Source organism: Ruegeria sp. BG8 (genome assembly GCF_056538325.1).
Map to the genome: position 1 here is coordinate 1 of NZ_JBQFSZ010000008.1, position 25,985 is coordinate 25,985.

A 25,985-nucleotide genomic window follows, 5' to 3' on the forward strand; every position below is an offset into this window, starting at 1 on the left:
GTATTTGTAGAACGTGCCCTAGCTGAGACCGTGCTTGCGGCACACCTCCGCAGTCGGCATCCCGGCTTCCTGTTCTTTGATCATCCCAATGATCTGGGCTTCCATGAAACGGCTCTTTCGCATTCGTTTGCTCCTTCAAAAGATTGAGCAAACTCTACATCACAACGAGCGAAGTTTCGGGGGCAGGTCAATGGGAGTAGAATTATTAGGGCCAAAGTAGGGTCCAATACGCCGCTGTAGCCTAGCTGGTAGAGCAGGTCCTTGGTAAGGACAAGGTCGGGGGTCGAGTCCCTCTTGACGCACCAGTTTGATCGTTTTTGGCAGAATTATCACGCGATCACGCGCGTTTTTCACCAATAGTGGTGACCCCAAGAACCGACAATACCTTGGCCTCGATATGCTCAGAGTTCATTCCGGCTGTAGCGTACATGTCTGCGGGGTTGGCCTGGTCGATGAAGATATCCGGAAGCACCATCGAGCGGTATTTCAGTCCTTGGTCGAAAACACCTTCTTCCGCCAAGAGTTGGGCGACATGGCTGCCAAAGCCGCCGATTGCCCCCTCTTCTATGGTGATCAGGGCCTCGTGATTGGTCGCAAGATCCAAAACAAGATCGCGGTCCAGCGGTTTGGCAAACCGCGCGTCGGCGATGGTTGGCGTGATCCCACGAGCAGCCAGAGCCTCGGCTGCTTTCTGGACTTCGGACAATCGCGTACCAAAAGACAAAAGGGCAACGCGCGCGCCTCTTTGGATAATACGGCCCTTGCCGATTTCCAGAATTTCACCCCGTTCGGGCAGGTCTATCCCGACACCTTCGCCGCGCGGGTAGCGAAAGGCGATAGGACCGTCGTTATGGGCGGCCGCGGTGGCAACCATGTGCATCAGCTCTGCCTCGTCAGCCGCAGCCATCACAACCATTCCCGGCAGATTTGACAAATAGGCAATGTCAAAGGATCCCGCATGGGTTGCGCCATCCGCACCCACCAGACCGGCGCGATCGATGGCAAAACGCACGGGCAGGCGCTGAATCGCCACATCATGCACGACCTGATCGTAACCACGTTGCAGAAACGTTGAATACATCGCGCAAAACGGCTTCATCCCCCCAGCGGCCAGGGCCGCGGCAAAGGTGACGCCGTGTTGTTCCGCAATTGCCACGTCGAAACAGCGCGAGGGGTAGCGTTCAGCAAACAGGTTTAAGCCGGTGCCATCAGGCATGGCCGCGGTTACAGCAACGATCTTGTCGTCGCGGCCTGCTTCCTCAACCAGTGTCTTGCCGAAAACCGAGGTGTAAGACGGCGCGTTAGACGGCGCCTTTTGCTGTTTGCCCGTCACCACGTCGAACTTCGCCGTCGCATGCCCCTTGTCGCGGGCCTGCTCGGCCGGGGCATAGCCCTTGCCCTTTTTCGTCAGCACGTGGATCAGAATTGGACCTGTCGCCTTTGCCCTGACCGTACGAAGCACCGGTAGCAGCTGATCCATATCGTGGCCGTCGATCGGACCAATGTAAGAGAAACCCAGCTCTTCAAAGAAGGTTCCACCCATTGCCATACCCTTGAGCATTTCTTTGGCGCGTTTGGCCCCTTCGCGGAAGGGTTCGGGCAGCAATGACACAGCGCCTTTTGCGGCGGCTTTCAGGTCATGGAACGGTTCTTCGGTATAGATCCGGGACAAATAGCTCGATAAGGCCCCGACGGGTGGTGCGATGCTCATCTCATTGTCGTTGAGGATCACAACAAGGCGCTTTTTCAGGTGGCCGGCGTTGTTCATCGCCTCAAAGGCCATGCCTGCGGACATCGAACCGTCACCGATCACCGCGATTGCGTCACCCAGGCCTTCGGGCGTTACACCACCCAGATCACGCGCAACCGAGAACCCGAGCGCCGCACTGATCGACGTGCTGGAATGCGCGGCACCAAAGGGGTCATACGGGCTTTCGCTGCGCTTGGTAAAACCGCTTAGACCACCTTTCTGACGCAGGGTGCGAATACGGTCGCGCCGTTCGGTCAGAATCTTGTGGGGGTAACACTGATGGCCCACATCCCAGATGATCTTGTCACGCGGAGTGTCAAAAACCGCGTGCAGGGCCGTGGTCAGTTCGACCACGCCAAGTCCTGCGCCCAAATGACCGCCTGTAACCGACACAGCCGAAATTGTTTCAGCCCGCAATTCATCCGCAATCTGCCGAAGTTGCGCATCCGAAAACTGCTTGAGGTCCGCAGGGCGGTTCACAAGATCCAGCAGAGGCGTTTTGGGGCGATCAGACATGGGTCTTTCCTGACTTAGCTGTCCCGGGCAATAACGAAGCGCGCGGCGTCCTTCAAGGTTTCCGCATCAGGGCCGTAACCGTCGAGCGCATCGCAAGCCTGGTCTACCAGTTCCGCAGCACGGCTTTTGGCGTGCTCCAGCCCAAGCAGTGAGACAAAGGTCGCTTTACCTGCTTCGGCGTCCTTTTGCAGACGCTTTCCCGCCTTTTCGGCATCGCCCTCAATATCCAAGATGTCGTCGGCGATCTGAAAGGCAAGACCCAAGGCTTGGGCATAACGGCGCAGGGGTGCCTGATCGGCCTTAGCCATGATCGCACCAGCGACAGCGGACCATTCAATCAGGGCACCGGTTTTTCCGGCTTGTAACCGTGTAATTTCATCCAACGTCAACGGCGCCGCCGCCGTTTCCGCCGCGATGTCCAGTGCCTGACCCAGAACCATTCCTTGCGCACCACTGGCTTTTGCCAGTGTTAGGGCCAATTCCGCGCGTGTTTCCGCATCGCCAACTTCGGGCCGGGCACACATTTCAAACGCCAGAGTCTGCAGGGCATCCCCGGCCAGAACTGCGGTACCCTCATTCCACTTCACATGCACTGTGGGACGACCCCGGCGCAGGTCATCATCATCCATGCAGGGCAAATCATCGTGAACAAGCGAATAGGCGTGCAGGGCCTCAATCCCCGTTGCTGGCCAAATCGCGCAGTGTGGGTCGATGCCATGCAAGCGGGCGCTTTCCATCACAAGAAACCCACGCAGGCGCTTGCCACCCTTTGTCGCGTAGCCCATGGCCCGAGTCACGTTCATTTCGTCGAAAGTGCCCAGAACCTTATCGAAATGGCGCTGAATCCAAGCTGCATCCTGCGCCAATACGTCCAGAAACATTTACAGCCCTTCGACAGGTGTCGTCCCGGTCGGTTGGCCATCCGCATCCAAAGTGATCGCCGCAACCTTTTCCTCGGCCCGTTTCAATTCATCCTCGCAGCGCTTTTTCAGGGCCGCGCCCCGCTCATACAGCGCGATAGACTGATCCAAAGCAACGTCGCCGCGTTCAAGCTGTCCAACAACGGCTTCCAGCTCTTCCATCGCCTGTTCAAATGTCATCTGATCAACGGGTGTTTCGGTCATCGGGCTGCTTTCATAAGTTCTTCCACATGGGCGCGGGTGGCGTTGGCCAAGGCTTTCAGATCATACCCGCCTTCCAGAGTCGAGACGATACGGCCCGCGCAGACCTCATCCGCGATCTGACAAAGCTGGGAGGTGATCCACGCAAAATCGCCTGTCGACCAGTTCAGATTGGCCAGCGGGTCGTCCTGATGCGCATCAAACCCGGCCGAGATAATAATGAGTTCGGGGTTGAAGGCACGAAGACGGGGAAAAGCCTGCGCTTCGTAGGCTGTGCGCATTTCGGCCCCGCCGGTTCCAGGGGCCAGGGGTATATTCAGAACGGTATCAAATGCTCCGGTCTCATCCGCGCGTCCCGATCCCGGCCATAGCGGCATCTGTTGGCTGGTGATCACCAAGGCGCGCGGCTCGTCCCACAGCAAATCCTGCGTGCCGTTGCCGTGGTGCACATCAAAATCCACCACTGCCACCCGGCTCAGGCCATGATGATCCAGCGCGTGTTTCGCAGCCAAAGCCGCATTGCCAAACAGGCAAAACCCCATGGCTGTATCTGTTTCTGCATGATGTCCTGGCGGGCGGATCGCACAAAACGCGTTTTGTACGTCACCGTTCAACACCAAATCCACCGCTTTTACGGCTGCACCGGCTGCGCGATAGGCAGCATCGATTGACCCCGGTGACAAAAACGTATCTCCGTCGATCTGACGATACCCTTCCGTTGGCCGCGCGCGACGAAGATCGTCAATATGACTTTGGGGATGGATACGCAGCAGGTCATCATCCGCCGCCATCGGAGCCGTCTTGCGGTTCAGGTCCAGATCTTCCAAAGCATGCAGGATGTGTTCCAACCGTGCTACACGCTCGGGATGCCCGTCCGGTGTCACATGTTCAAGACAATCGGCATGAGTCAAAAGGGCGGTCTTCATCGGGGTCCCCTGTTCATCTGGCTAAAAATATCCTCGCCGAAGGCATAAAATCGCCGCGTAGCGGCTAGATCAATCGGGCGCGAGCATATAACCGGCGCCTCGAACGGTCTGAAGATACCGTGGCTGTTTCGGATCCTGCTCGATCTTACGTCGCAGACGCGTGATCTGAACGTCGACTGCACGTTCCTGCGCCTGACCTTTGTCGCGCCCCAGATCCTCAACCAGTTTGGCGCGGCTGATCGGTTCACCCGGCTGAGCCGAAAAGATTTTCATCAACTGGCTTTCCGTCGCCGTCAACCGAACAGGGTCTTCGCCCTGCCACATCTCGCCTTTTTCGACGTCATATCGAATGGGCCCGAGGTTCAGGATTTTCGACACCGTTTCCTGCGCAGGTGTTTCCGGCATGCGACGCAGGATTGCGTTGATGCGTAGTAACAACTCTTTCGGCTCAAACGGTTTGGCCAGATAGTCGTCTGCGCCTGCCTCTAACCCCGCGATCCGATGTTCGGTTTCGCCGCGGGCGGTCAGCAGAAGAATGGGTGTTGCATGTGTTTCGCGCAGCGCCTTTGTCAGGCTTACACCATCCTCGCCGGGCATCATGACGTCCAAAACGATCATGTCGAAATCCAGCCCCGACAAAACCCGGCGCGCATGAGCGGCATCCCTGGCGGCTGTCACCAGAAAGCCATTCCGCATCAGGAATTTCTTGAGCAGATCCCGAATTCGCTCGTCATCGTCAACGATCAGCAGATGGGCGTCCATATCGCTCATGAGGTGGTATCCCGCAGTTTAGTATAGGCATGACGCATATCAGCATCCATCATCGCTTCAAGCACTTTACGAAACCCCGATACAGCCTCGGGGCCTGCATCCTTATAGGCCGCGCGCATTCTGACGCGCTGGGCTTCAGACAGTCTACCTTCAAGTGCCTTCCCCTCACCCGTCAAAAATAGGTGTCTTTCCCGTTTGTCCACAGTACCCACCCGACTTTCGACAAGGCCATCCTCGATCAACGTGCGCAACACGCGGTTCAGCGACTGTTTTGTGACCCCGAGAATAGCAAGCAGGTTGTTGACCGTTGTACCGGGCGCGCGGTTGATGAAATGGATCGCCCTGTGGTGCGCACGTCCATAGGCAAGCTCTGACAGGATGCGATCGGGGTCTGCGGTAAAACCGCGATAGGCGAAAAACATCGCCTCAATCCCTTGCCTGAGCTGTTCGTCCGTCAGAAACAGCAGGCTCTCACCGCCAAACACCTGGGCGGGGCGGGTATCCGACATATCACGCCTCATTCGTTACACCTGATCGACTTTATGTCAGCGTTATTGACATTCCAAGAGCGGACAGGTATCGAATCGCAGTTTTCGCGCAACTTTATGTCCGGTTCGGATTTAAATTACGCAACATTCGAAAAACTTAGCCCAAGTCAGGAGGGTTCGCATGGCGGGGTATGATGATCGTGACGGCGTCATCTGGTTGGATGGCAAGCTGGTGCCATGGCGGGATGCCAATGTGCACATCCTGACTCATGCGATGCACTATGCGTCTTCGGTCTTTGAGGGTGAGCGCGCTTATGGCGGCAAAATCTTCAAAAGCCGCGAGCATTCCGAGCGTCTGATCGCTTCGGCTGATGCGCTGGATATGCCAATGCCGTATTCCGTGGACGAGATCGAAGCGGCCAAAGAAGAAACTCTGAAGGCCAGTGGTCTGCAGGATGCTTACGTGCGTGTTTTGGTCTGGCGCGGCTCGGGTGATGACATGGGCGTGGCTTCGGCCAAAAACCCGGTCCGTATGGCCGTGGCGGTCTGGCCGTGGGGTGCCTATTACGGCGATGCCAAGATGCAGGGCGCCAAGTTGGATATCGCGGAATGGAAGCGCCCCAGCCCGGAAACGATCCCGGTGCACGCCAAGGCGGCGGGTCTTTACATGATCTGTACCATTTCCAAGCACAAGGCCGAGGCCAAGGGATGCTCAGACGCCCTATTCATGGATTACAATGGATACGTGGCCGAGGCGACCGGCGCGAACGTCTTCTTTGTCAAGGATGGCGAGGTGCATACCCCGCTGGCGGATTGCTTTCTGAACGGTATCACGCGCCAGACGGTGATCCAGATGTTGAAAGACAAGGGCATCACTGTTCATGAGCGCCGCATCAAACCCGAAGAAATGGCTGACTTTGAGCAATGCTGGCTGACGGGCACTGCGGCCGAGGTCACTCCGGTCGGGCAAATTGGCGACTACACCTTCGAGGTCGGCGACCTGACCCGCGAGATTGCGGCGGATTACGAGGCGCTGGTGCGCGCCTGACAATCGGCTAGGTCGGATGTTCAACCCTCGCCCTGTGGCGAGGGTTTTTCTTTGCCGTTCGTGCAGAATTTATTGCAGATCGTTCAACTGGCTGGACGTACGCGCACAATGACATAGTTTACTGCTATGTTAGACCTTCTCAGTGATATCCTGACCCGCCTGTCCCTGCGCGGGACGTTTTACTTTCGTACATCGTTTACGCCGCCCTTTGGCATACAGGTGCCCGCGTTTGAAAACGTGGCCCGTTTCCACTTTGTGCAACGTGGTGAATTGAAAGTGCATGTCTCGCATACGGGCGAGACGCTTCGTTTGAAGCAGGGCGATCTTATCCTGATACCCCACGGCTCTGCGCATGCGCTGTTGTGCAACGAGGTCAAGCCGCTGGATGCGTTGCCGTTAGAGCAGGTGTTACAGGATGCCGGATACAAGGGCGATGGCGTTCTGGTTTATGGCGGAGAGGACAAAAGCCGAGATACACAATTGATCTGCGGTCATTTTTCCTTCACGGGCCCGCCGGGCCGCAAAGGGACGGGTCATATGCTGATTGACCGTTTGCCGCCCTACATTTTGATTGAGAATTACGGCGAAGAAGCCGGCGCATGGATTGAATCCACGTTACGCATGATCGGGTCTGAGGTCAGTGGCGCACGCATTGGCGGCGATCTGATTGCCTTGAAACTGTCCGAAGTTCTTTTTGCGCAGGCTATTCGCGCGCATCTGGAACATCAAAGCCCTAGTCAATCTGCCTTGGCAGGCTTCGCTGATCCGCGCGTGTCACGCGCGCTGACCGCGTTTCATCAGGCACCGGCACAGGACTGGAGCGTGGAATCTCTGGCGCGCGAAGCGGGTATGTCCCGTACCGCCTTTGCCCAGCTTTTTACCGAAAAGATGGGAACGACCCCGATGCAATACCTGACGGATTGGCGCATGCAAATCGCCTGTCACGGCCTGACGGAAAGCCGATGGAACGTGGCGGACGCCGCTGCCGAAGTGGGATATGCATCCGAGGCCGCGTTTTCGCGCGTATTCAAGAAACAGGTTGGGCTATCTCCGGCCGCGTATCGGGCAATGCACTGATACGCCGCAGTTCCGGACGATCTGCAAATCTTTCCGGACGATCCGGGCTGATACGTTCGGGCTCTGTCTCCTAGCTTAAGGATATCCCAAGCTAGAAAAGGAACCCCCAATGTCTGTCCGTTTCGTCACCCGAAATATCCACGCCTATCTCGACTATCCTGTCGCCTTCGCCCTGATGACGCTGCCCTTCTTGCTGGGTCTTGGGCAATCAAACCCGCTGGCCTTGTGGCTGTCTGTTGTCACCGGGGTCGCAGCTTTTGTTCTGACCGTATTGACCGATCATCATCTGGGAATTTGGCGGGTGCTGCCCTACAAGTTTCACCTGACCGTCGATCTGATGGTTGGCCTGACCTTTCTGGCCGCGCCCAGCCTATTGGGTTTCACTGGTCTGGATGCCGCATTTTACTGGCTGAACGGGGCGGCAGTGGTGGTTGTGATCGCGCTGAGTGCGCCGGAACAGGCGGCCACTGCTTGAGCATCAAAGCACCGTCTGTCACAATATCATCGTGATAGTTTCAAGAATCTGAGCCGCCTGTTTTACAAATGGGCGGCTTAGTGACGCTCACCAATCGCGTGGTCGACGAGTCGACCACCAGACAGGAGAGCCCGATGAACCGAGTTTTACGCCCCAACCGCCGCGCCTTTCTGGCAGGCAGCACTGCATTTGCCGCGTCCTTGTCGATGCCAGCCATCAGCCGCGCGTCGTCACGCCCAATTTTCACGCATGGCGTTCAATCAGGAGATGTCGATACATCATCCGGTATGATCTGGACCCGCACTGATCGTCCAGCGCGTGTGACGATGGAAGTTTCGACCACGGAGAGTTTCGCAGATGCCCGTCAGTTGGCTTCTTTGGATGCGCTGCCCAACAGTGATTTCGCTGTGAAGCGGTTGGTTGATGGACTGCCCTCGGATCAGGATATCTTCTACCGTTTTGTCGCATCCGATCTGAGTGACATTAACGTCAAATCAGAGCCTATTATTGGCCAATTCCGTACAGCACCAACATCCCGCAGGAATATTCGGTTCGCATGGTCGGGCGATACAGCAGGTCAGGGTTGGGGAATTGACGACGAGGGGATGCGCACTTACGCAACGATGGCCCAGCACAAACCGGACTTTTTTATCCATTCGGGCGACACAGTCTATGCCGATGGTCCCATGCGGGATGAAGTCGAGAAAGATGGCCAGCTGATCTGGAAAAACACCACCCTGATCGACGAAAAACGCAAGGTGGCAGAAACGCTGGACGAATTTCGCGCGCAGTGGAAATACAACATGATGGACGACCACGTGCGCGCCATGAATGCCGTGTGTCCCACCTTTTTCCAATGGGACGATCATGAGGTCGTCAACAACTGGTCAGATGCCAAAGACCTGATCTCGGATGACAGGTATACCGAAAAATCGGTGCACGTTCTGCAATCACGCGCTGGGCGTGCGTTCCACGAAATGACACCATTGCGCTTTACCCCGACAGAACCGGGGCGTGTTTATCGTAAGATTTCCTACGGGCCGATGCTGGACGTATTTTTCCTGGATCTGCGCAGCTATCGCGGCCCGAACGGCGCTTCGATGGAAGATGAAATCACAGATAAATCGCGCATTCTGGGGGCTGAGCAGTTGGCCTGGCTCAAGCGTGAACTGGCATCTTCTGAAGCAACCTGGAAAGTCATTGCGTCAGATATGCCAATTGGCTTGATTGTCTGGGACCGTTGGAAAGACCAGGCCGGGGCCGAGGCGATTTCGAATGGTGACAACGGATCTGCAAAGGGACGAGAGTTGGAGATCGCCGACCTCTTGCAGTTTATCAAGACCGCGCAGATTACCAACACGGTCTGGTTCACCGCTGATGTTCATTACACCGCCGCGCACTATTACGACCCTAACAAAGCGCAATTTCAGGAATTCGAACCTTTCTGGGAATTTGTGTCAGGGCCGTTGCATGCCGGGACATTTGGCCCGAATGCGCTGGATGGCACGTTTGGTCCCGAAGTGAAATTCGTCAAAGCCCCAACCGCCGAGCAAGGCGCAAACCTACCACCAAGTGCAGGGCTTCAGTTCTTTGGTTTGGTTGATATCGATGGCGCGACCGAGCAGATGACGGTTCGTCTTATGGACCGGGCAGACACAGAACTGTGGTCAATCACGCTGGAACCCAAGTCGCGGGCAATCTGACGCAAAGATCCGCGCCCCGGTGAGTTTTCCGGGGCGCAATCTTTCTGGAATTAGAAATCTACGCCGCGCTGCGCTTTGATACCGGCTTGAAACGGGTGTTTCTCTTCGGTCATCTCGGTGACAAGATCGGCGTAGTCACGCAGGGCTTGTGGTGCGTCACGTCCTGTCAGGAACACGCTTGTCTTGTCTGACCGTGCGTTCAGCCCGTCGATCACCTGATCAACCGTCAAATATTCATAGCGCAGCGCGATATTTATCTCGTCCAAGACGACAAGATCATATTCTCCGCTGTTCATCAAAGCGCGCGCCTTGTCAAAAGCTGCGTTTGCCGCGGCGATATCCCGTTCGCGGTCCTGTGTGTCCCAGGTAAACCCTTCGCCCATGGTGTGCCACGTCACCAGCTCCCGTTCTTCGAAGAAACGGCGCTCTCCTGTTTTCCACTTACCTTTGATGAACTGAACCACAGCGACTTTTTGCCCCCAGCCCAACGCACGGATCACCACACCGAACGCAGCCGAAGATTTGCCTTTGCCTTTGCCGGTATTAACCAGAACCAGGCCACGATCAGGATCGACGGCCTCAGACACTTTCTTACGGTGCTTGGCCTGCACCTTTTGCATTTTTTCCTTGTGGTCTTGTGCGTCGCTCATTGCGGAACCTTTCATGATGTTGCGTCCAACCTAGGTGAAGTTCGCCAAAGGTAAAGATCACGCTTTGGGGTCCGTCGCAGAACGGGCTTTGCCACGTTCCAACCCCAACTGACGTTCGCGAAGGATGACGACCACGTTGCCCGCAATCACCAGCGCGGCACCACCCAACATCACGGCAGTGGGTAGCTCGTCAAACCAGACATATCCAATGACGACCGCAAACAGCATCGTTGTGTAGTCATAAGGTGCCAGCATCGACGCCTGTCCGAACTTGTAAGACGTCGTCACCAGAATCTGCGCGACCCCGCCGATGAGGCCTGTAATAACTAATATTAGAGCCTGTTCTAACGTTGGCATGGTCCAACCCCAGAACACCGTCAGGGAAGACAACAGCGTTGCCGTGATGGAAAAGTAAAAGACCACAGCCGCAGGATGGTCGACCTGAACCAACTGTCTGATGTGGATTTGAACAAACCCCCTGGCAATGGTCGCCGCTAGCACGCACAAAGCGCCGACGGTGGCAGCGGTGTCCATGTTGTTTCCGCCAAGTCTGGGCCAGATCATGATGAGAACACCCAATAGCCCCAGCGCGACGGCTCCGATCCGGATCATGCGGATACGCTCACCCAACATGACAGCCGCCAGAATCAGGGTGAAAATCGGCGTTGCGTAGCCGATGGCCGTCACTTCGGGCAACGGTAGCAGGCTAAGGCCGGTGAACGTCAGGCCCATCGCACTTGTCCCTAAGACGCCACGCCAGAAGTGACCCATCGGCTTCTTAACGACGAGGCCTTTGGACAGCTCGCCTCGCCAGCTGAGCCAGGCGATGATCACGGGCACGGCAAAAAGTGACCGGAAGAAAACCATTTCTCCGGGAGGGAAATCCTCCGACAGCGCCTTTACGATGGCCTGCATCACCGTGAACAGGACCAACGCGCTGAGCTTCAGCGATACGGCCAATACTGGCTTTTGCGATGTTAACGGCTTTGTCATTGGCGCGAACCTGCGCTTTTTGCCGGGTCAGATCAATGCGAGGAATTCAGATTTAACCATTCTGCCGGCAAAGCTTCGTTTATTTCATCGGCAAACTCGTTCAGGAAACGAACCATGCGGGTCACGCGTTCCTGAGCCAGAGTTTTGCCACGTGCGGTCAACATGTCCTGGGGCAGGTGCAATAGTTTGACCTTCCAATGATCCAGCGAGAAGTGCAGATCATCCAGCGTCCGATCTCGGGCGAATGGATCCGCCGGATCATAAAGCGCCCGGCCCAAGGCACCGGAAACCGAGAAATTGCGCGCAATCCCAATAGCCCCCAACGCATCCAGCCGATCGGCGTCCCGCAAAATACATGCCTCAGCGGTCTCTGGTGCGATATTTGCCGAAAAACTATGTGCTGCGATCGCATGCTGAATGGCGGCAATCTCGGTCTTGGAATAGCCGAAAAACCGCAGAATAGGCTCTGATTCCAGAGCGGATTGGCGAGAGGCCAGATGCCGGTTCGGGTCGTTTTTGGGAAGGTTGACCAGATCATGTAGGTAACTGGCCGCCAGCAGAACGCGTAGGTCGGTCGCAGCATCTGCAATAGCTTGTGCATTTACCCAGACACGATCCAGATGCGCCAGATCATGCGCCGGGTCCGTCTCCATCCGTTGGAGGACAACACCGCGCAGGCGCGCCCGCAGGTCAGCCGATCCGTCCACGATTTTCGCCAATCTGACCGCGATGCAGCAGCAGGTGATCCAGAAGCACGCAAGCCATCATCGCCTCGCCCACGGGAACCGCGCGGATACCCACGCAAGGGTCGTGACGTCCTTTGGTGATGATCTCTGTCTCTTCACCGGATTTGGTAATGGTTTTGCGCGTTGTCAGGATCGACGAGGTCGGTTTCACCGCAAAGCGCACCACGATATCCTGCCCGGTAGAGATTCCACCCAGAATGCCACCAGAATGGTTACTGCTATATTGCGGGCCGTTCTGACCCATGAAGATCTCATCGGCATTCGCCTCGCCGGTCAGTTCAGCGGCGGCCATGCCTTCGCCGATCTCAACGCCTTTGACCGCGTTGATCGACATCATCGCTGCAGCCAGATCAGTGTCTAACTTGGCATAAATCGGCGCGCCCAGTCCGGCTGGCACACCGCGCGCAACGACCTCGACCACGGCACCGACCGAGTTGCCGGATTTGCGTAGATCGTCCAGATAGGCGGCCCAGTCCTCGGCGGCTTGGGCGTCAGGGGTCCAGAACGGGTTTTGTTCGATCTGTGACCAGTCGAAATTGGCGCGATCTATCTTTTGTGGGCCGATCTGGGTCATGTAGCCGGTGATTTGTAAGTTTGGCGCTATCTGTTTGATCGCTTCACGCGCCAGCCCACCAGCTGCCACACGCGATGCAGTTTCGCGGGCAGAACTGCGCCCGCCACCGCGATAGTCGCGAATACCGTATTTTTGCCAGTAGGTGATATCGGCGTGACCCGGACGGAACTTGTCCATGATGTCGCCGTAGTCTTTCGAGCGTTGATCCGTGTTCTCAATCATCAACTGAACGGGCGTGCCGGTCGTTTGACCCTCGAACACGCCAGAGAGGATTTTCACCTGATCAGGCTCACGCCTTTGCGTTGTGAACTTGTTCTGGCCCGGTTTACGCTTGTCCAGCCAGTGCTGGATCATGCCCTCGTCGATCGAGACGCCCGGCGGGCAGCCGTCAACAGTGGCGCCCAATGCGGGTCCGTGGCTTTCACCCCAGGTGGTGACGCGGAAAAGGTGTCCAAAGCTGTTCATCGACATGGGGCATGCTCCTTTGAGGGTCGTGATTAGCGGGCAAGGCCCGCGGCCTCAAGCGGATTTCGGTAAGGCGGGGAGGGGGCCAGCCCCCTCTTGAGCCTACGGCTCAATTCACCCCCGGGATATTTCTGGCCAGATGAAGGGCGGATCAAGTCCCGATCTTCAGGGATTGGCGAGTTTCGGTGACTTTCAACGCAGCTTGCGCGGCCTCGCGGCCTTTTTCGACGAAATGGGCGCGGTAGATCGCGTTGTGATGGTCGGTTTCCTGATACTGGTGCGGGGTCAGCGAGACCGACAGGACGGGCACGCCTGTGTCCATCCCGGCGCGCATCAGGCCATCGACCACCGCCTGGGCTACGAAATCGTGACGGTAAATGCCACCATCGACCACAAAGGCGGCGCAGGCGACGGCCGCATAGCGCCCGGTCTGCGCGAGGTCACGGGCTAGCAGGGGCATTTCGAATGCGCCGGGTACATCGTAGACATCGATCTGGTCGGCTGGGATGAGCTGTTGGAACCCGTCCAGCGCGCGGTCGACGATATCGGAATGCCAATTGGCTTTGACGAAAGCATAGCGGGTGTGTGTCATCATGATCTCCTTAGCAAAACAGACACTTCACCCAAGGCGATCACGGGCAGGCGCGCCGTATTACCGGCACGCTGCACGTTCTCTTTCATCCGGACTGTAACCGTCGGCTCTGGCTTCTCACCAGATCTGCTTGTCACCCCGGTTGGGCCGGGGCCGCTCGCGGGCTTACGGATCGTTGTCCGCATACCGCCGGTGGGGAATTCCGCCCCGCCCTGAGAACGACGCGGAACTTGCCAAGGACCGGCTCGTTCTGCAAGAGAAATTGGCAGGAGGACTATCATGCACCCCAACCCCGCCTTCCGTGCCGAGTCGCGGGATCGACATATCGCCTTTGCCCGCGAGCGGGCCTTTGGTGTGCTGGCCTTGTCGACCGAGGACGCGCCCCTTCTTAGCCATGTTCCGTTCTTGCTGCACGAAGACGGGGGCCTAGCGGAATTGCATCTTGTGCGGTCAAACCCGATCGTTCGGCGACTGGAAAGCGGTCAGCCTGCCCGGATCGCTGTATCCGGGGCGGACGGTTATATTTCGCCCGACTGGTATCAGACCGAAGATCAGGTACCGACTTGGAATTACGTGGCCGTGCATCTGACCGGGCGGCTCGAGCTGCGTCCACAGGACGAATTGCGCGACATGCTGGATCGGCAATCTGCCTTTTTTGAGGGGCGTTTACATCTAAAGCCGCCGTGGATGATCGAAAAGATGAGCGATGAGGTGCTGGCGCGGTTTCTTCGGATGATCGTGCCCTGTCATCTGCATATCAGTGACATCGAAGGCACGTGGAAGCTGAATCAGAACAAACCTGATGCCGCGCGGTTTGCTGCCGCGGACCAGGTTGAACAGGTAGGGTTGGGCAGTGAGACCGCCCATCTGGCCACGCTTATGCGAAAAGCGTGACCATAAGGCTTGCGATTTTATTGATCACTGAATGTGACAAGGTAGGCTGCGATGTCTTCGGCACCTTTCTTGAGCTTGATGTTCATGTTCGGACGGGCCGTTTCATCCTGTAAGAACTCTTGGATGAACCCGATCGGATCCTGCGAATAGGCAACGATGTTTTCTTGGGTCCAGACCAACCCTTCTTCGCCGGCGCGGATCATGTCGTCGGTAAACATGCCAATGGGCAAACGCTCACTGCCATAGCGATAGTCGTTTTCCACACCGGCAACGCGGCCAACGACCCCGTACAGATTCGGCCCGGTAATGCCACCTTTGACGAGAACCTCACCGTCCTTGATGATCGCATGACACGATGAACAGCGGTTATAAAGTTGCTCGCCTTTGACCGGGTCACCTGCGGCCAGAGCGTTTGTTGAAGTTGCGAGCAGGAAGACTGTGGCGGCGGCTGTGATCTTTGACATGGCTATTCTCGTGCATAGGGGGAATGAATAGGCGCTGGGTAAGAACACGTGTCGGGGAAGTGCAATCGAAATCTGATCGAACGGGGCCATCAGCGAATATCTATTTCAGACATGTAATTTAGGCGGCTCGAAAACGTGTGAAGATTGAAATTCCTGCGGCAAATTCGCGGCCAAATTCAGGTGGCTTTCCGGCGTTTTCGTGGCCCGACGCGCGGCTGTTCTGCTGACAGTGCACAGGACCCGGAGTGTTGCGAATCAGTTGCTTACCGATTCGCGCAAATACGGTCATTGAGCCGCAGGTTCGCGGCTGAAACGGCTTTTTTTCAGCTTTCGTTGTGTCATGAATGCCCAGATGCGGCGTAGTGCGCGCCTATGACCGCTGGACGAACCGATTTCTCCCGGCTAGATAGCCGCGATGAGACGCCGCTTTGATGCGGTGCTGATGCATGTTTGCCCGGTATCCTCCGGGCGCCGGAATCGGAGAAAACCTCGTGTCCCACGCAGAAGACCACGAAGGCACCCGCAGAGATTTCCTCTACTACGTCGCAGGCGGCGCAGGTGTCGTTGCGACGGGTGCAGCCGTATGGCCCCTGATCAACCAAATGAACCCATCGGCAGACGTTCAGGCGCTGTCCTCGATCCGTGTGGACGTAAGCGGCGTTGAGCCGGGTACGCAGCTGACCGTGAAATGGTTGGGCAAGCCCGTGTTTGTTCGTCACCGTACCGGTGCCGAAATTCAGGACGCCAAGCAACAGGATGAAGAAGCCGTTGGCGATCTGCCCGATCCGCTGGCCCGCAACTTCAACCTGAGCGCAGATGCGCCGGCAACCGACGAAAACCGCGTGATGCCCTCGCCAGAAGGCGAAGCGGCGGGCGCATGGATTGTTCAGATGGGCGTCTGTACGCACCTGGGCTGCGTTCCACTAGGCGATGCCGGTGATTTTGGTGGCTGGTTCTGCCCTTGCCACGGCTCGCACTATGACCTTGCAGGTCGTATCCGAAAGGGCCCCGCGCCTGAAAACCTGCCCGTTCCGCCCGCTGAATGGGTGGATAACAGCACCATCAAACTCGGCTAAGGGAGACCCAGATGTCCGGAATTCCCCACGATCATTACGAGCCGAAGACAAACGGCGAGAAGTGGCTGAACAGCCGCCTGCCCATCGTCGGCCTGATTTACGACACCATCATGATCCCCACCCCCAAGAACCTGAACTGGTGGTGGATCTGGGGCATCGTTCTGGCGTTCTGCCTGGCGCTGCAAATTGTCACCGGTATCGTTCTGGTGATGCACTACACCCCGCATGTTGATCTGGCCTTTGCTAGCATCGAACACATTATGCGCAACGTGAATGGCGGCTATATGCTGCGTTACCTGCACATGAACGGCGCATCGCTGTTCTTTGTTGCGGTCTACATCCACATCTTCCGCGGCCTGTTCTATGGCTCGTACAAAGCCCCGCGTGAGATCACGTGGATCATCGGGATGCTTATCTATCTGATGATGATGGGCACCGCCTTTATGGGCTACGTTCTGCCTTGGGGTCAGATGTCCTTCTGGGGTGCAACCGTGATCACCGGCCTGTTTGGTGCGATCCCCTTTGTTGGTGACGCCATCCAGACCTGGCTGCTGGGCGGACCCGCGGTGGACAACGCCACGCTGAACCGCTTCTTCTCGCTGCACTACCTGCTGCCGTTCGTGATTGCGGCGCTGGTGATCGTGCATATCTGGGCGTTCCACACCACCGGCAACAACAACCCCACGGGTGTTGAGGTTCGCCGCACGTCGAAGGCGGATGCCGAGAAAGACACACTGCCCTTCTGGCCTTACTTCGTGATCAAGGACCTGTTCGCGCTGGCCGTTATTCTGGTCGTGTTCTGGGCGGTTGTAGGCTTCATGCCGAACTATCTGGGCCACCCCGATAACTATATCGAAGCCAACCCGCTGGTCACGCCGGCACACATCGTGCCTGAATGGTACTTCCTGCCGTTCTACGCGATCCTGCGTGCCTTCACTGGCGAGGTCTGGGTTGTGCAATTCGCCAGCTTCATCACCGGCGGCATCATCGACGCCAAGTTCTTTGGTGTTCTGGCGATGTTCGGCGCGATTCTGGCCATGGCGCTGGCACCTTGGTTGGACACATCCAGCGTGCGTTCGGGTAAATACCGCCCGATGTTCAAATGGTGGTTCTACCTGCTGATCGTCGACTTCTTTGCCCTGATGTGGCTGGGTGCGATGCCAGCTGAAGAGCCCTATGCGACCTTCTCGCTGATCGCTTCGGCCTACTGGTTCGCCTATTTCTTCGTGATCCTGCCGATCCTGGGTGTCATCGAAAAACCCGATGCCCAGCCGGAAACCATCGAAGAAGACTTCAACGCGCATTATGGCAAGGCTGACGCCGAAGCCACGCCGGCCGAGTAAGAAGAGGGACCGGAAACATGTTCAAGAAACTTGCAATCGGTGCCGCGTTTGCCATCGCTCTTACCCCTGCTGCGTCCTTCGCAGCAGGTGGCGGCGACCAGCATATCGAGGACTTTAGCTTTTCCTTCGAAGGGCCTTTCGGCACCTGGGATAAAAACCAGCTGCAGCGCGGTCTTCAGATCTACACTGAGGTATGCGCGGCTTGCCACGGTCTGCAATATGTCCCTCTGCGTGATCTCGAAGCGCTGGGCTATTCTGAGGAAGAGGTTATCGCCTACTCGGCAGAGAACTTCGAAGTGTTCGATCCTGAGCTGGACGATTTCCGCCCGGCCATCCCGACTGACCACTTCCCGGCCAATAACGGTGTTGGCGCACCGGACCTGAGCCTGATGGCGAAGGCCCGCGCTGGTTTCCACGGACCGTACGGTCTGGGGATCAACCAACTGTTCAAAGGCATGGGTGGCGCTGAATACATCGCCTCGCTGATGGATGGTTATACCGGCGAGGAAAAGGAAGAAGCGGGAACCATCCTGTATGAGAACAAAGCCTTCCCCGGAGGCTGGATCTCGATGGGGCCACCGCTGTCCGAGGATCAGGTGGAATTCGCGGATGGCCATCCGGCCACTGTCGAAGCCATGTCCGAAGACATCGCAGCCTTCCTGATGTGGACGGCCGAGCCGAAAATGATGGAGCGGAAGTATTCCGGTTTTGTCGGCGTGCTGTTCCTGTCCGTTCTGTCGGTGCTGTTGTATCTGGTCAACAAGCGCCTGTGGGCTGGTGTAAAAGGCAAAAAGACCGTCTGATCGGTACTAAATGAAATTTGTAAAGCCCGGTGCATCGCGCCGGGCTTTTTTGTTCGCGTGGTCGCTCGGTGCTATAATTCCTCAGCCGCCTTTTTCGGTGGCCGACGATATTCAGCGAATTTCATTCAGGAGAACGGATTATGGACACGCAGGGCAATGTCAAAAGGATGCAGCAAGCCTTCGCAGAGTGGAATGAATGCAAGGCCTCGGACATTAAAATGTGGGAAAAGTACACGACCGAAGATCTGTGTATGCGATCGCTGGGTCGTGGGCAGTACGGGCTGGATTTCAGCTGCGCGCGCGACGGGCGCACAGAAATGCAGGCCTATCTTGAGGACCTAACCAACGCCTTCACGATGCAACATTGGACCCTGAAAGACACGATCGCCCAAGATGATCGTGTCGTCGGCATCGGTGAATGCGCGTGGACACACAAGAGTAGCGGAAAGACGGTAGAAACGCCGATCGTCATTATCTGCCGGTTCCGGGACGGATTGGTCTGCGAATATGAGGAGTTCTACGACACCGCGGCTGTGTCAGCAGCTATGGCCTGAGCCTGCGCCGATCACGCGTTCAATTGCGTCTCTGTGCGACCTGAAACCTTGGCCTTTACGATCTGACCTTCGATCTGCGGAGCGCCAAAGGTCACTTCGGTGAATTGCTCCGTCCGTCCCATATGGGCGTTTTCCATCAGGATTTGATGGGTTTCACCGACCTGCGCGCTCAGATGCTTGTCAACTTGCGCTGCCCCTGCGGCACGCAGACGTGCCGCCCGTTCTTTGATGACGTTTCCGTTGACCTGCTGTGGGATGCGGGCGGCGGGCGTGCCCTCGCGCTTGGAGTAAGGGAAGACATGCAGCCATGTCAGGTCGCAGTCTTTCACCAGCTTCATTGAGTTTTCAAAATGCGCCTCGGACTCGGTTGGAAAACCGGCGATGATGTCGGCGCCAAAGGTCATCTGAGGGCGCAGTTTTCGGGCCTCTTCGGTAAACCGAATGGCGTCGTCGCGCAGGTGGCGGCGCTTCATGCGTTTCAGGATCAGGTCGTCGCCATGTTGCAGTGACAGATGCAGGTGCGGCATCAGACGCGGCTCGGTCGCAATTGCTTGCATCAGGTTGTCATCGACCTCGATCGAATCGATCGAGCTGATCCGTAGGCGCGGCAGATCCGGCACCAGTTTCAGGATTCGCATCACCAGATCGCCCAGTTTCGGCTGCGCTGGCAGATCCGCACCCCAGGAGGTCAGATCTACGCCCGTCAGAACGACCTCGTTATACCCCCGGTCCACAAGCCGTTTGATCTGATCAACGACCACACCGGCAGGCACGCTGCGCGAGTTTCCACGGCCGTAAGGGATAATGCAAAAGGTACAGCGATGGTCACACCCGTTTTGCACCTGAACATACGCCCGCGACCGGGTCCCAAATCCGTCAATCAGATGACCCGCCGTTTCAGTAACGGACATGATGTCGTCGACCTGCACGGCTTCAGTTTCGCCAATGAAGTCAGCCGCCATACCCTTCCATGTGTCGGGCTGCATCTTTTCGGTATTGCCGATAACGGCATCCACCTCTTCCATTTGCGCGAAAGTGTCGGGCTCGGTCTGGGCGGCGCATCCGGTCACAATCAGGCGCGCATCAGGGTTTTCACGGCGCAGTTTACGGATTTCTTGCCGCGCCTTTCGCACAGCTTCCGCCGTCACTGCGCAAGTGTTCACCACCACGGCGTTTGTCAGGCCGGCGTTTTGCGACAACTCTTTCATCGCTTCGGTTTCATAAGCGTTCAGGCGGCATCCAAGCGTGGTGAATTTTGGCGCGCTCATCCCAGTGTCCTCAGGAATTCCGGCGTGAGTACACCTGAGAATACGTGACATGTCGGACCGGTCATCCAGACACCGTCTTCGCGCCAATCAACCCAGATCGTTCCCCCATCCAGTTCAATCTGTACCTTGCGCCCTGTCAAACCGCGCCGAGCGGCAGCAACGGCTGTCGCGCAAGAGGACGACCCGGACGCTAGAGTAATGCCAACGCCGCGTTCCCAGACCCGCATCCGGATGTGACCAGGCCCAATGACATGGGCCACCTGTACATTGGTTCGTTCCGGGTACAGCGGGTGGTGCTCATAACGCGCACCAAATTCGGCCAAGGGAATGAGCTCGGCGTCTTCAACGAAAAACGTACAATGCGGATTCCCCATACCAGTTGCGGTCGGAGCGCCTTCGATTGGTAGTTCAAGCGTATCCAGGTCTTCGGCCAGCGGAATTTCATTCCAAAACAACTGGGGCTGGCCCATGTTGACCGACGTCATCCCGTCGCCCAGGTCACATGCGTAAAGCGTACCACGCTCTGTCGTCAGGGTCAGATCTGATTTACCGCTCTCTTCCATAAGAAAACGGGCGATACACCTTGTTGCGTTCCCGCACGCCGCCGAGGTCGACCCGTCGGCATTGTAAAACACCAGATGCGCATCTGACGTGCCATTTACGATTACGGCCAACTGGTCGAAACCAACGCCGAACTGTCTGTGGCCAATTCCCTTTGCGAGTGCAGGTGTCACGTCAACAGATTGCGCGCGCGCATCCACAATGACAAAGTCATTGCCCAGCCCGTGCATCTTCATGAAGGGCAAACCGGTGTTCAGTCTTCGTTGCATTGCGGGCATATAACCCTGTGCTTTGAATGAATCCACCCTATCGCGAAGATTCATGAAAAAAGGGGTTGACCCCCCTGCGCCACCTGCCTAATTAGGCCGCCTATCGGGACGCTGGAAGTCAAATAAATTCAAGCGGAACGAAGCGCAAATAAGGTCTTGAACCCTGCACGGGAAATGCCTTAGAGAGCGCCACGGATCGCACAGATCCAACAAAAGAGTGGGCCGTTAGCTCAGTTGGTAGAGCAACTGACTTTTAATCAGTGGGTCGCAGGTTCGAATCCTGCACGGCTCACCACTTTTATCAATGAAAACAATATTTTGCGCGATATTGCGCGTGACGCGCTATGTCGCGTTTAGCTTGCCGGAAGCAATACGGAAGCAGTGTGACAAAGATTGAAGTGTGTCTATTGGATTACAATTGCGTCGTACAGATTTCGACAGACGCCAATAAGGTCGCTGACCGTTGGCGCGACGTTTGGGACGCGGGTACACAACAAACAGGACAGGTCAATATTCTTGTCGAGTTTGATGAGGTCCAAGACTTTAGCGCAGCCGTTTGGATGAATAACCAAACTTGTGCCGAGCGAAACCATAGTTTCCCAAGCGACAGGTACTACTTTCAATCCGAGTTATTATTCTTCAAACTTGGAAAATATTCGGTGCACATGCTTTACTATGACATATCTTTTCGGAGGGCTCGGTTAAAGTGAAATGTACCTGCCTACCAACTGCCGTAAGCCGTGAGGTTCTGCGACATGCGTAAGCTCCTTGCAATACTTGCGGCAGACGTTGCCAACTACAGCGCACACATTGAGCGAAACGAAAGTGACACGCTCCTAGAGTTACACGCTTTGCGAGCGATCATGGATGCGATCATAATCGCTAATCGCGGAGCCATTTCCAACACTGCTGGAGACAGCGTAGTAGCACGATTCGAAAGTGCCGTAGACGCTCTGCAAGCGGCATCAGAGATTCAGCAAGCCCACAGCAAGCACAACTTGGAGGTCAATCCCGCGAACCAGCTGTGGTTTCGCATCGGTTTGAATGTTGGGGAGGTCACGCTCCAAGAAAGCGGAGACATTCTGGGTCATGGCGTTAACATCGCGGCAAGACTGGAAGCTATTTCTGAGCCGGGCGGCATCTGTCTTTCCGAGGGTTTCATGTCCCAAGTTGAAGGAAAGGTAGAATTCGAATTTACCAAGATAGGCGAGTACGGCGTCAAGAACCTTCGACAACCAATCAAAGTCTATGCTGTTGGGGAGAAGGCCGCCCCCAGCCTCTTGAGCCAAATAATGCGGCTTATGAAGCATCCGTCAGCTCCGATCTATCAGTTCGGGTTCACAGGCGTCGTCGCCATCATAGGTGGGTTGGCGATCTGGTCATTCGGTACAAACCCAGATCAGGAAGTGACCCCGGACTCATTGGACCAGATTCTCGCCACTGATCCGACGCCCAAGGAACTTCTCCAGTCATTTGACCTTGTTACGACGGGTACTTTTGAGGGTCACACATATCACATCATTCGTACATGGGGTGGAACATGGGCTGATGTTCAGGCGCTCGCGAGCGCTTTGCGCGGGTATCCTGTCGCAATTGGAACTCCTGAGGAAAATGCATTTTTGTTTGAGCTCTCACTAAAGGACGAAGGACACTGGAAGAGATACGGGACAGCGCATGAAGGTCCTTTGATCGGACTAATACAGGATGAAGACGCAGATGAACCGGATGGAGGCTGGCGTTGGGAAAACGGAGATCCTGTGAATTTCAGTAACTGGGCACCGGGAAGCCCTGACAATTACCGAGGAAATCAAAACCTCGCAACATTTGCCAATCCTCGAGTTCAGGCACCCTCGCCAAAATGGGGTGACTCCCCAGTCATACATAACTCAGTGGTCATAGAGGTGCCAAAATAATACTAAGCAAATTCAAATTTGGATAGCATCGTGCTAGGATGTCGCAGGGCGGCTGGATAGTTGCTTACTATTTTGGACGCTCCCTGATCGAAAAACTGCGACTTTGTTTAAGTGAGTATGAGTGTAGGAGAAACGTTTTGAGCCTAAATCGCCGGAATTTCATCGTGCTTTCGTCCGCCTTGACCCTGCAACAGGCAATTTTGGGAATTAGTGATGCATTCGCTGCGGGGTCCACTCAGAACTTGCGTGACGCTGCGCAAAAGAAAGGGATTGATATTGGTGCGATGCTATCGCCGGGGCAACTCAAGCGACCGGAAATTCGCAATCTTCTGTCTCAACACTTTACGTTGGCAGCCAACCTTGGCGAAGAGATAGAGTGGGACCGAAACTATGGAAACTCTCCACGATTTGCCGGTTTAAATACCTTTCTGTCTACTTGTAACAAGGCAAAAGTACGTCCACGGCTGCGGCAAATTTATTCGTGGGAAGCACTGCCGAAACGGGCTCATTTGCGATCCGATGGAACGCCAAAGAATAAAGCAGAGCTCGAGCGCACACTCCTTCAGCGCGTTGATCAAGTGTGTAGCCGTCTTAACCCATCCTCCACAATGACAATCCAAGTTATGGATGAAATTCTAGCCCCTGCGGGGGGTGGACTCCGAAATGACCCTTTCATGAATGCTCTCGGAGAAGAGATGGTGGACCTGCTCTTTTTTGCGACGCGAGAACGAATGCCTCGAGCGAGGTTGACATACCAAGAATTTGGTCCGGTCGGTGATCCAAATTATTACTTCAAGCGAAAGACTTCGGACCACTTGAAGCTACTCAAGAGATTGAAGAAAAGGGGCGTCCCAATAACCGGTGCAGCAGTCGGGGGCTTCGTTTTTCCTCCAAGCAACAACCAGCCAACTCTGAATTCAGGTTACTTTCGCCGCATCAGCCAACTTGGCCTTGATTTTCATTGGAACGAGTTGAGCATGATCTATGGAAAGAAGGGTGTTTCAAAAACATATCGCCCGCGTACTCAGGAAGAGCATGATCGGCGAGTAATCAAAGACTATTCTCGTGTGGTAAAGTTCATGGCCAAACGCCCAAACACAAGAGAGATTTCGTTTTTTGCGCCGATTGATGACGACAATATCCTCGAACGTGGAACGCTTGGACTTCCAGCATACAAAGACGCCCGACCTGGACTATTTACCAAATCCCATCAGCCAAAACCGGTCTATTCTGCAGTAGTTAAATCGCTCCAGTGAGGATTAGGCCTGTTGTTAGCTTCTAGCCGCGCTTTCCTACTTAATGTGCATGCAGGAGTCACACGGAATTCGGTCTATGAACACCGGGCAAGCGTTCAGCTTTCAATTACGCAATGAACCTATATCTGTTCTTAGCTTCATCCAGCTTGTTTACAGCACGATCAGGATCGGCCTGTACATTTTCTGCGAGCCTGCCTCCAACTCTTTCCATGAAGTCACTCAGCTCGCTTTCCTGAATGTCTTCAAGTGCGGCCAGTGTAATTCCAAGGCCTGCCAATTGCGCCGTTATTAACCTAATTTGCTCATTACGATGTACGTGTTTGATGGTTATTGCATCGACGTGGCTGCGCATTTCCAACAGGTCATCCTCTGATGATCCAGCAACTAAGTCCCACATTTTGTGGTTAGACCAGCGTGCGCGGTTTCCATCGTCAAGATCAGGTTCGCAGTACCGTATCTTCTTTAGTGCCTCAGCGATGACATCGCCGATCATAGCATCGAACTGAGGCCACGTCCTGATCTGCCAACGATCCTTGAGCAAGTCTTTCCCCGCGCGTATCTCAACGCGCCACACGCGGCTCTGAGACGCATCAGAATGGTCCAAACGCGGCAAACCATCCCGGTCTAAGTTGGCGTTCCAGATATCCCACCAGATCGGCTTTTTCTTGTCGATCACTTCGCGACGTTTGTCATAGATGATGACCTGCCGCCCCGGCATTTTACCGACCGTAACGGATGTGAACTGACCAGACTTACCATTGCTGCGCATATCATCTTGAGCCGAGAGATAGTCAGCGCGGTTTGTATGACTGTGAATGACGAAGTTTTCTGGAACCAACTCGAATTCCGGCGCGAGAATATCAACGCAGAAATCGGCGCGACTAATACTGACCTGATGTGACTCAAAGCGAACACCAAGCATAGTTAGGGTCTTATCTATGTAGGAGCGCGCGTATCCAAGCCCTTGTGTCGCTAGAAGAGTTGACCCTACAGAAACCCGAATGCCCCAAGGGTCGCGTGCGTTTGGTTTTTTGAAGGACCAATACACATCCAAAGGCCCCCCTTTTAGGATGAAGCGATACCCGTTGCCACCATGGGGCAACAAGTCAAAGTCTGCGCCGCCGTAGCTGAACGGAACGGGATGCCGTTCTTCTTCGGCTCTGTCACGTTCGGTACTCAGTAGGTCGAATAGCTCTTGAGAGATATTCGCCTGAATCGAAAGTGCGATGGTGTCGAATCCACGATGAACAACTTGCATTTTTGGGTCTCCTTGGGTTCCGGTATTTCCAGAGGGGGGTGCTACAATCACCCCCCCCTTTCGGCGAACGCCGCGCTGCTATGTTTGAGGTTGGGAAAGGGGCGGGCGCTTTCGCGCCCTTCAATAGTGCCTCCGGCGGGGCAGCTATTGTTTTGGGGCCGGGCTGGACGCCCGGCGGATGTTATTGGCGGCTATTGATCTGTCGTCCAATCCAAATTTCTGCACGCTCTGCACATTTCGCGACATTCAATAAGTCGCTGTGAGAAAAGCTGGTGGTAGATTTCCAGTCGCCATCTTTGTCCCGGTAAGAGCGGGTTACATCGACAGAGTAGAAGCCGTCATTGTCCCAGATTGTTGCGGTGATGAGACCCAGCTTGAGCTTGTGGGCGGGTTGATTGCTCATTTGGTTTGTTCCGTTGTGTTGAGAATTT

General features: G+C 55.8%; 27 protein-coding genes, 1 tRNA gene, 1 pseudogene and 1 riboswitch. Of the genes and pseudogenes, 12 read left to right on the plus strand and 17 right to left on the minus strand.

Features of this window, described 5'->3' with window-relative positions:
• Positions 1 to 21 precede the first annotated feature (21 nt).
• From ACR0DG_RS15155 to ACR0DG_RS15185, 7 genes and pseudogenes are all read right to left on the minus strand, one after another.
• A pseudogene (locus tag ACR0DG_RS15155) lies at positions 22 to 123 on the minus strand (transposase); the annotation flags it as partial.
• A 214-nt stretch (positions 124 to 337) separates the two neighbouring features.
• The gene (gene dxs, locus ACR0DG_RS15160) at positions 338 to 2,266 is read right to left on the minus strand and encodes a 1-deoxy-D-xylulose-5-phosphate synthase (protein ID WP_480698489.1); all 1,929 of its coding nucleotides are present in this window, start codon (positions 2,264 to 2,266) and stop codon (positions 338 to 340) included.
• A 14-nt stretch (positions 2,267 to 2,280) separates the two neighbouring features.
• On the minus strand, positions 2,281 to 3,147 hold the full coding sequence (locus ACR0DG_RS15165; RefSeq protein WP_480698488.1) for a polyprenyl synthetase family protein: 867 nt from the start codon (positions 3,145 to 3,147) through the stop codon (positions 2,281 to 2,283).
• Positions 3,148 to 3,390 carry an exodeoxyribonuclease VII small subunit gene (locus ACR0DG_RS15170; RefSeq protein WP_480698486.1) on the minus strand — a complete coding sequence of 81 codons (243 nt, stop codon included), beginning with the start codon at positions 3,388 to 3,390 and terminating at the stop codon, positions 3,148 to 3,150.
• Entirely contained in the window at positions 3,387 to 4,313 is a 927-nt protein-coding gene (locus ACR0DG_RS15175; RefSeq protein WP_480698484.1) for a histone deacetylase family protein, read from the minus strand. The genes ACR0DG_RS15170 and ACR0DG_RS15175 overlap by 4 nt, the downstream gene beginning before the upstream one ends.
• A gap of 69 nt (positions 4,314 to 4,382) precedes the next feature.
• On the minus strand, positions 4,383 to 5,084 hold the full coding sequence (locus ACR0DG_RS15180) for a response regulator (RefSeq protein ID WP_480698482.1): 702 nt from the start codon (positions 5,082 to 5,084) through the stop codon (positions 4,383 to 4,385).
• Positions 5,081 to 5,593 carry a MarR family winged helix-turn-helix transcriptional regulator gene (locus ACR0DG_RS15185; protein WP_480698480.1) on the minus strand — a complete coding sequence of 171 codons (513 nt, stop codon included), beginning with the start codon at positions 5,591 to 5,593 and terminating at the stop codon, positions 5,081 to 5,083. Before ACR0DG_RS15185 ends, ACR0DG_RS15180 begins: the two co-directional genes overlap by 4 nt.
• Before the next feature lie 160 nt (positions 5,594 to 5,753).
• Here ACR0DG_RS15185 and ACR0DG_RS15190 point away from each other — a divergent pair, with 160 nt between their 5' ends.
• The 4 genes from ACR0DG_RS15190 (at position 5,754) to ACR0DG_RS15205 (ending at position 9,875) form a co-directional block, all read left to right on the plus strand.
• Positions 5,754 to 6,620 (plus strand): branched-chain amino acid aminotransferase, encoded by an 867-nt coding sequence (locus ACR0DG_RS15190; RefSeq protein ID WP_480698478.1) that lies wholly within the window; start codon positions 5,754 to 5,756, stop codon positions 6,618 to 6,620.
• 126 nt (positions 6,621 to 6,746) lie between these two features.
• Positions 6,747 to 7,697 carry an AraC family transcriptional regulator gene (locus ACR0DG_RS15195; RefSeq protein WP_480698476.1) on the plus strand — a complete coding sequence of 317 codons (951 nt, stop codon included), beginning with the start codon at positions 6,747 to 6,749 and terminating at the stop codon, positions 7,695 to 7,697.
• A 109-nt stretch (positions 7,698 to 7,806) separates the two neighbouring features.
• Positions 7,807 to 8,172, plus strand: a complete 366-nt coding sequence (locus ACR0DG_RS15200; protein WP_480698474.1) for an SPW repeat domain-containing protein — start codon at positions 7,807 to 7,809, stop codon at positions 8,170 to 8,172.
• 134 nt (positions 8,173 to 8,306) lie between these two features.
• A complete protein-coding gene (locus ACR0DG_RS15205) occupies positions 8,307 to 9,875 on the plus strand; it encodes an alkaline phosphatase D family protein (RefSeq protein ID WP_480698472.1) in 1,569 nt (522 codons plus the stop codon).
• Positions 9,876 to 9,925: 50 nt separating this feature from the next.
• Here the strand turns inward: ACR0DG_RS15205 and cobO are convergent, their stop codons facing one another.
• From cobO to ACR0DG_RS15230, 5 genes are all read right to left on the minus strand, one after another.
• Entirely contained in the window at positions 9,926 to 10,525 is a 600-nt protein-coding gene (cobO, locus tag ACR0DG_RS15210) for a cob(I)yrinic acid a,c-diamide adenosyltransferase (RefSeq protein ID WP_480698506.1), read from the minus strand.
• A 57-nt stretch (positions 10,526 to 10,582) separates the two neighbouring features.
• On the minus strand, positions 10,583 to 11,518 hold the full coding sequence (locus ACR0DG_RS15215) for a DMT family transporter (RefSeq protein WP_480698470.1): 936 nt from the start codon (positions 11,516 to 11,518) through the stop codon (positions 10,583 to 10,585).
• 32 nt (positions 11,519 to 11,550) lie between these two features.
• The gene (locus ACR0DG_RS15220; RefSeq protein ID WP_480698468.1) at positions 11,551 to 12,225 is read right to left on the minus strand and encodes an HD domain-containing protein; all 675 of its coding nucleotides are present in this window, start codon (positions 12,223 to 12,225) and stop codon (positions 11,551 to 11,553) included.
• Complete coding sequence (gene aroC, locus ACR0DG_RS15225; RefSeq protein WP_480698466.1) at positions 12,209 to 13,309, minus strand: chorismate synthase; 1,101 nt, start codon at positions 13,307 to 13,309, stop codon at positions 12,209 to 12,211. The genes ACR0DG_RS15220 and aroC overlap by 17 nt, the downstream gene beginning before the upstream one ends.
• A gap of 145 nt (positions 13,310 to 13,454) precedes the next feature.
• Positions 13,455 to 13,895: a 6,7-dimethyl-8-ribityllumazine synthase gene (locus ACR0DG_RS15230; protein WP_480698504.1), complete on the minus strand. Its 441-nt coding sequence runs from the start codon at positions 13,893 to 13,895 to the stop codon at positions 13,455 to 13,457.
• 73 nt (positions 13,896 to 13,968) lie between these two features.
• Positions 13,969 to 14,119: riboswitch (FMN riboswitch) on the minus strand.
• 55 nt (positions 14,120 to 14,174) lie between these two features.
• On the opposite strand from ACR0DG_RS15230, the gene ACR0DG_RS15235 reads away from it, so the two are divergent.
• Positions 14,175 to 14,789: an FMN-binding negative transcriptional regulator gene (locus ACR0DG_RS15235; RefSeq protein ID WP_480698464.1), complete on the plus strand. Its 615-nt coding sequence runs from the start codon at positions 14,175 to 14,177 to the stop codon at positions 14,787 to 14,789.
• Between the two features lie 17 nt (positions 14,790 to 14,806).
• Here ACR0DG_RS15235 and ACR0DG_RS15240 read toward each other — a convergent pair whose 3' ends face one another.
• Positions 14,807 to 15,253 (minus strand): c-type cytochrome, encoded by a 447-nt coding sequence (locus ACR0DG_RS15240; protein WP_480698462.1) that lies wholly within the window; start codon positions 15,251 to 15,253, stop codon positions 14,807 to 14,809.
• A gap of 491 nt (positions 15,254 to 15,744) precedes the next feature.
• Between ACR0DG_RS15240 and petA the strand changes: the two genes are divergently transcribed.
• The 4 genes from petA to ACR0DG_RS15260 all read left to right on the plus strand — a co-directional run bounded on the left by petA (position 15,745) and on the right by ACR0DG_RS15260 (position 19,029).
• Positions 15,745 to 16,329 (plus strand): ubiquinol-cytochrome c reductase iron-sulfur subunit, encoded by a 585-nt coding sequence (petA, locus tag ACR0DG_RS15245; protein WP_480698460.1) that lies wholly within the window; start codon positions 15,745 to 15,747, stop codon positions 16,327 to 16,329.
• Positions 16,330 to 16,340: 11 nt separating this feature from the next.
• Positions 16,341 to 17,672 (plus strand): cytochrome b, encoded by a 1,332-nt coding sequence (petB, locus tag ACR0DG_RS15250; protein ID WP_480698458.1) that lies wholly within the window; start codon positions 16,341 to 16,343, stop codon positions 17,670 to 17,672.
• Between the two features lie 17 nt (positions 17,673 to 17,689).
• Entirely contained in the window at positions 17,690 to 18,475 is a 786-nt protein-coding gene (locus ACR0DG_RS15255) for a cytochrome c1 (RefSeq protein ID WP_480698456.1), read from the plus strand.
• A gap of 140 nt (positions 18,476 to 18,615) precedes the next feature.
• A complete protein-coding gene (locus tag ACR0DG_RS15260) occupies positions 18,616 to 19,029 on the plus strand; it encodes a nuclear transport factor 2 family protein (RefSeq protein ID WP_480698454.1) in 414 nt (137 codons plus the stop codon).
• An 11-nt stretch (positions 19,030 to 19,040) separates the two neighbouring features.
• Here the strand turns inward: ACR0DG_RS15260 and mtaB are convergent, their stop codons facing one another.
• Both mtaB and dapF read right to left on the minus strand, forming a co-directional pair.
• The gene (gene mtaB / locus ACR0DG_RS15265) at positions 19,041 to 20,297 is read right to left on the minus strand and encodes a tRNA (N(6)-L-threonylcarbamoyladenosine(37)-C(2))-methylthiotransferase MtaB (RefSeq protein ID WP_480698452.1); all 1,257 of its coding nucleotides are present in this window, start codon (positions 20,295 to 20,297) and stop codon (positions 19,041 to 19,043) included.
• Positions 20,294 to 21,136: a diaminopimelate epimerase gene (gene dapF, locus ACR0DG_RS15270; protein ID WP_480698450.1), complete on the minus strand. Its 843-nt coding sequence runs from the start codon at positions 21,134 to 21,136 to the stop codon at positions 20,294 to 20,296. The genes mtaB and dapF overlap by 4 nt, the downstream gene beginning before the upstream one ends.
• Positions 21,137 to 21,346: 210 nt before the next feature.
• On the opposite strand from dapF, the gene ACR0DG_RS15275 reads away from it, so the two are divergent.
• From ACR0DG_RS15275 to ACR0DG_RS15285, 3 genes are all read left to right on the plus strand, one after another.
• Positions 21,347 to 21,422, plus strand: a tRNA-Lys gene (locus ACR0DG_RS15275).
• A 460-nt stretch (positions 21,423 to 21,882) separates the two neighbouring features.
• Positions 21,883 to 23,040: an adenylate/guanylate cyclase domain-containing protein gene (locus ACR0DG_RS15280; protein WP_480698448.1), complete on the plus strand. Its 1,158-nt coding sequence runs from the start codon at positions 21,883 to 21,885 to the stop codon at positions 23,038 to 23,040.
• Between the two features lie 137 nt (positions 23,041 to 23,177).
• The gene (locus tag ACR0DG_RS15285; RefSeq protein ID WP_480698446.1) at positions 23,178 to 24,296 is read left to right on the plus strand and encodes an endo-1,4-beta-xylanase; all 1,119 of its coding nucleotides are present in this window, start codon (positions 23,178 to 23,180) and stop codon (positions 24,294 to 24,296) included.
• A gap of 106 nt (positions 24,297 to 24,402) precedes the next feature.
• Here ACR0DG_RS15285 and ACR0DG_RS15290 read toward each other — a convergent pair whose 3' ends face one another.
• Together ACR0DG_RS15290 and ACR0DG_RS15295 are read right to left on the minus strand one after the other, a co-directional pair.
• A complete protein-coding gene (locus tag ACR0DG_RS15290) occupies positions 24,403 to 25,554 on the minus strand; it encodes a hypothetical protein (protein ID WP_480698444.1) in 1,152 nt (383 codons plus the stop codon).
• A 181-nt stretch (positions 25,555 to 25,735) separates the two neighbouring features.
• Positions 25,736 to 25,957 carry a PB1 domain-containing protein gene (locus ACR0DG_RS15295; protein ID WP_480698442.1) on the minus strand — a complete coding sequence of 74 codons (222 nt, stop codon included), beginning with the start codon at positions 25,955 to 25,957 and terminating at the stop codon, positions 25,736 to 25,738.
• Positions 25,958 to 25,985: the final 28 nt, after the last annotated feature.